The sequence below is a fragment of the Vibrio sp. WZ-1 genome, from assembly GCF_052037695.1.
GTDB lineage: Bacteria > Pseudomonadota > Gammaproteobacteria > Enterobacterales > Vibrionaceae > Vibrio.
Genome location: NZ_JBQEQR010000020.1, coordinates 1 through 4,345 on the forward strand (window position 1 = coordinate 1; position 4,345 = coordinate 4,345).

The following is a 4,345-nucleotide window of genomic DNA, read 5'->3' on the forward strand; positions in this document are numbered from 1 at the left end:
AGAATGACTTGGTTTGAAGGCAAGGCAACAATTTGGAAAGAGCCTGCTATTTCGCTTTGTTTTTTCCTTGCTTACTTTCGGTAAACAGGGAGCCAGTGATAGCGCTCTGAATCCTGCATCTTGAAGTTACTTGAGTATATATCCCCAGTATTTCACTCTAAAAACTCCTATTCATAACTATTGGCAATTCATCACTTCTCTTGCTCTTTCACAATCATCTGCAAGCCGATTATACTTTTTAGCCCTTCTCTGAGAATCCATAATGACTTTTGTATGCCGTCCTGGCTAAAACCTATCATCCCATTGAGATCTTAGGTGTGTACACATACTCGCTTGATTCGCTTCGTTTCTATAATCCTGGCACTCATCGCCTGATGGTGGGAGCTTTGGACCACATGAATTTTTATAGTAGTCGTGCATTAAGCTAGCTCCAGGGCTATCTACCCAACCGTTATTTGGACTGTTACCAGTCATCTGATTTATTGATAGATCTATAGGCAAAGGCGAGGGAGGACTAACCAAAACGAACCTTCCATCCGGGTCCAAATACCCTAACGGATCGCTATTAACATAAGCATACAGGTTAATCCCACCTTGTCTTGTAGTGGGTCGCGGTTAAGCCAGCGGCGCTGATAAGGCGAATGGGAGCGATAACCAAAATAAACTAACCCACTCGCAAAGTCACTGCGTTTCGTTGATTTAATTCTACCGATTTTAACAACATAATTTTCAAGATATTCAATTATTTACAATTTAGTGTATATATCACCTTATGACCGAATATACTTCTACTTTCATTTAAGAACATTTTATCTTTATTCAGCTCACAATAAGAAAGTGCATATCCCGATATTTTTTCACCATTTGCACTTCCCTTAAACTTACATACGCTATTTGATTCAGTGCCATTGGCAAGTCTGAGTGTTGGCTCACAGTACACATCAAAGATCTCAAAATCTTTTACTTCACTTGGGTTAATTCCAACCAGAGTTAAGTGAAAAGATATATATATAGATAAAAATATAAATATCGCTATAAGCATTATTATAGTATTTTTTTTCAGTTTACTTCTCACATAAAACTCCTTTGACAAACCTGTTGTATACATCAACAATCGCACATAGAAATTTCGAGGGGGGGAAAGATGGATCTAGCCATACCACATACTTTCTATTGGACTCTCTTTCACCTTTTTCAATACCATCAATAATAATTCTCTAAAGGTCTATCTGGTACGCATGGTATTGGGATACTTTGTTGACCATCCGGGTCCACATACCCTAGCGGATCACCATTCACATAAGCATAGAGGTTGATCCCACCTTGTTCTTGTAGTGGGTCTAAGTGGTCAAATTTACTATGCTATGCCACGACACTGATCCCATTCTTCGAGATAACAAATTGCGAAAGTATCATATCTTATCTTTGTTACTTTCCTCCTCTAACAGTTCTTTAATTTCTTTATCATAGTATTTTTTTATTGCTTTAAAAGTTGCAATCTTATGTGGTGTCGCCAATTGAAATGCATAAAGTGACAACCCTGCTAAGAATATAGCCGGAATAGGTGAGTCTGATATCAGCCAGAATACCAACGAATTAATAACTGCTATAAATAGGAGAACAAAAAAAGCGCGAGAAATAAGCAGAAAGTAGCGGATCATCTCATTCCTACATTGCTTTTTAAGCCTAGATACCGTTAGATAAGAACGCACCGAATCCTTCTCCTATAGCATTACCTGTTGCGATTATTGGATTAGTTTTTCCCGACCCCTCAACTGCATTTGATCCTTTTAAAGGATAAAGGTTATAAGCACCTTGATTTTTTGTTATCGCATAATTACGAACACCTCTAGATACTGCAGCACCACCTGCAGCTCCTGCTGCTCCCGAAAAAAGACCTCTTACAGCAGCTTCCGCTACATTATTTGTTCCTCCCCTAAATCTATTATTGATTGCTGCGGATGCTGCACTAATTGCAGCGCTCCCCCCTGCATTTGCCGCAATCATAGCGTATCCCGTAATTCCCGCTTTAGCTATGGCTCCACCATATGCTCCACCCACCGCTCCAGCTGCTGCAGTAAATGCAAGTTCTCCCCAATCAAAGGGCTTACAACTCTTTAGTTGTTTATATGCGTTAGCAGCTGCCGCTACCGCGGCACCCCACGCAGCGCCTGCGACAACGGGATTTCTACCATCCGGGTCCACATACCCTAGCGGATCACCATTCACATAAGCATAGAGGTTGATCCCACCTTGTTCTTGTTGTGGGTCGCGGTTAAGCCAGCGGCGCTGGTAAGGCGAATAGAACCGATAGCCAAAATAAACTAACCCACTCGCAAAGTCACTGCGTTTCGTTGATTTAATTCTATCGATTTTAACAACATAATTTTCAAGATATTCAATTATTTACAATTTAGTGTATATATCACTTTATGACCGTTTTGAACACCAGACTTCTTCTTGGTCGACGTCCACAGTGGTCCCTTTGTAACATTACCGGAATGTTACCCTAAAGAATCCCCCCTAGAAGAATCCCAATAAGGCACTTCAGATTCCTCAAATTTCTCCCAAAGCGCCTCTTCACCATGCTCCTTCTTGTAAGCTAGCTCCTTCTCAAAAAGCGGCACTAGCTGAATAAACCAAATCTGCTTTCCAGACTCATTTTTAATTGGCGAAATAATTTCGTCGCCATCTGTAAACATAAAAGTCTTCGCTTTAGTACCTGACCATAACTCATACGCTAGAGTTGTAGTATCGCCACTATTCGGAATATCCGTCGTACCATTACCGTGAAGCGCTATTTCCGCTAATGCATCAGCAATACTATCTGCTTCGGGCATCATACCTATAAAGAATTCACAACTTTCAGTAGAATCACCGAGGTTACGATTTGCACCAAGTGTTGCGTACATCGTAACCCCCTCATCGGTTTGACTTTCATCCCATTTAAAAATCTGTACTAAGGCTCCTTCTGGAGATTTATACTCAGCTTCTCTGGCAGGTTCGCCATACATTGCTCGATAATAATCAAATATACTGGTCATAGTTTATCTATCCTTTGGAGGGGTCCACTGGCCGGGGCCAGTGCCGAGAGGCTTGCTGCCCTTAGAAGCATTACACGACTGACAAGAGCCGGTTAAGTTCGAAGGATCATTTACTCTAGCGCTTCTGACTTCTCTAGAATCCTTAAATCCTCCCTCTACCCAATCTTGCTTTTGAGACCTTATGTGATCAACCTGGGTGGACGGCTTATCGTCGCAGTAGACGCAGGTTTTATTTTCCTCAAGGACTCGCTTCTTCTCAGTCCTAGTAACTGACTTGTATTTCTTTCTGGCGTACTTAGGTACACTGTTTGTAACATCAAATTACGAGCAGAATAAAAATTAGACCTCTAGTAAGCTTTCATCAAACCACACGTCCTCATAATCTCCAGCAATAAGAAACCTCCATCCCGGTGCCAGACCTAGATATTTCTTAATCTGTGGGCACCAGTCATCAAGGTGCTCGACGTGAAGAGATTTAAAGAAATCTGGATCATCGGATAACTCTTCTCCGGCGTAAATATACCAACCAGTGGTATCACCCTCAGGGGGATGGCGAAGGCCGTTAATTGGGACAACACCTTCCAAAACATTAGTAGCAATGCCAACCTTCAGATGATTTGGAGAAGAAAGAAATTCTGCTTCATATTGTTTGCATAGATCCTTTTGTAATTCTTCTGTTGCTGATGTCGTCATAACCCTAGATCCTTTTTCTTCTGTCTGGAAAATCGACTCATTTCAGCTCCTTGTTTATTAGAGCAAGTTGGGCACTGCGGTTGTACAGAGTCGAGATCTCGCATACGTGCTTTATCAATTGTACCGGTGCGATAGTACTCTTTAACAAGGGGTTCTTTATGATCAGCGTACTGCTTTGGCGTTGTCGCTCCACAATCTACACATGGTTTACCCTGAACTGATTCCCTCTGAGATTTCGTCGTAGCACCAGATGGTCGCTTATACGGTTTCGTAATGTCAGGTGCGCCCTTTGTAACACATCCCTGAGATTTAGCCTTGCTTTTACTGCTCTTAGCCTGCTTTTTAGCAGCATCTTTCGCCTTTTTCTTCGCGATATCCCTTAATAGCTTTTTAAGGAGCGCTCGTGCCGCTGCCGCCGCTATTGCAACTGCCACCGGATTTCTACCATCCGGGTCCACATACCCTAGCGGATCACCATTCACATAAGCATAGAGGTTGATCCCACCTTGTTCTTGTAGTGGGTCGCGGTTAAGCCAGCGGCGCTGGTAAGGCGAATAGAACCGATAGCCAAAATAAACTAACCCACTCGCAAAGTCACTGCGTTTCGT

6 protein-coding genes and 3 pseudogenes are annotated in these 4,345 nt (G+C 42.2%); all 9 read right to left on the minus strand.

The window, feature by feature from the left end:
* Positions 1-742: 742 nt before the first annotated feature.
* Entirely contained in the window at positions 743-1,075 is a 333-nt protein-coding gene (locus ACTS60_RS00220; protein WP_440886726.1) for a hypothetical protein, read from the minus strand.
* A 128-nt stretch (positions 1,076-1,203) separates the two neighbouring features.
* Positions 1,204-1,341 (minus strand): annotated as a pseudogene (locus ACTS60_RS00225) (RHS repeat-associated core domain-containing protein); the annotation flags it as partial.
* A gap of 71 nt (positions 1,342-1,412) precedes the next feature.
* Positions 1,413-1,661, minus strand: coding sequence for a hypothetical protein (locus ACTS60_RS00230; protein ID WP_440886727.1), 249 nt, complete (start codon positions 1,659-1,661; stop codon positions 1,413-1,415).
* 25 nt (positions 1,662-1,686) lie between these two features.
* Positions 1,687-2,007: a hypothetical protein gene (locus ACTS60_RS00235; protein ID WP_440886728.1), complete on the minus strand. Its 321-nt coding sequence runs from the start codon at positions 2,005-2,007 to the stop codon at positions 1,687-1,689.
* Between the two features lie 195 nt (positions 2,008-2,202).
* Positions 2,203-2,406 (minus strand): annotated as a pseudogene (locus ACTS60_RS00240) (RHS repeat-associated core domain-containing protein); the annotation flags it as partial.
* 98 nt (positions 2,407-2,504) lie between these two features.
* The gene (locus ACTS60_RS00245; protein ID WP_322852755.1) at positions 2,505-3,044 is read right to left on the minus strand and encodes a suppressor of fused domain protein; all 540 of its coding nucleotides are present in this window, start codon (positions 3,042-3,044) and stop codon (positions 2,505-2,507) included.
* Positions 3,045-3,047: 3 nt separating this feature from the next.
* Positions 3,048-3,317: pseudogene (locus ACTS60_RS00250) on the minus strand (HNH endonuclease signature motif containing protein); the annotation flags it as partial.
* 66 nt (positions 3,318-3,383) lie between these two features.
* A complete protein-coding gene (locus tag ACTS60_RS00255; RefSeq protein ID WP_050925311.1) occupies positions 3,384-3,737 on the minus strand; it encodes an immunity protein Imm33 domain-containing protein in 354 nt (117 codons plus the stop codon).
* A partial coding sequence (locus tag ACTS60_RS00260; protein WP_440886729.1) for an RHS repeat-associated core domain-containing protein occupies positions 3,734-4,345 on the minus strand: 612 nt, incomplete at its 5' end. The genes ACTS60_RS00260 and ACTS60_RS00255, both read right to left, overlap by 4 nt.

Bases quoted from the DNA above. Each gene is read 5' to 3' on its own strand.
- ACTS60_RS00245 (WP_322852755.1), bottom strand. From the start codon at position 3,044: ATGACCAGTATATTTGATTATTATCGAGCAATGTATGGCGAACCTGCC.
- ACTS60_RS00230 (WP_440886727.1), bottom strand. From the start codon at position 1,661: ATGATCCGCTACTTTCTGCTTATTTCTCGCGCTTTTTTTGTTCTCCTA.
- ACTS60_RS00235 (WP_440886728.1), bottom strand. From the start codon at position 2,007: ATGATTGCGGCAAATGCAGGGGGGAGCGCTGCAATTAGTGCAGCATCC.
- ACTS60_RS00255 (WP_050925311.1), bottom strand. From the start codon at position 3,737: ATGACGACATCAGCAACAGAAGAATTACAAAAGGATCTATGCAAACAA.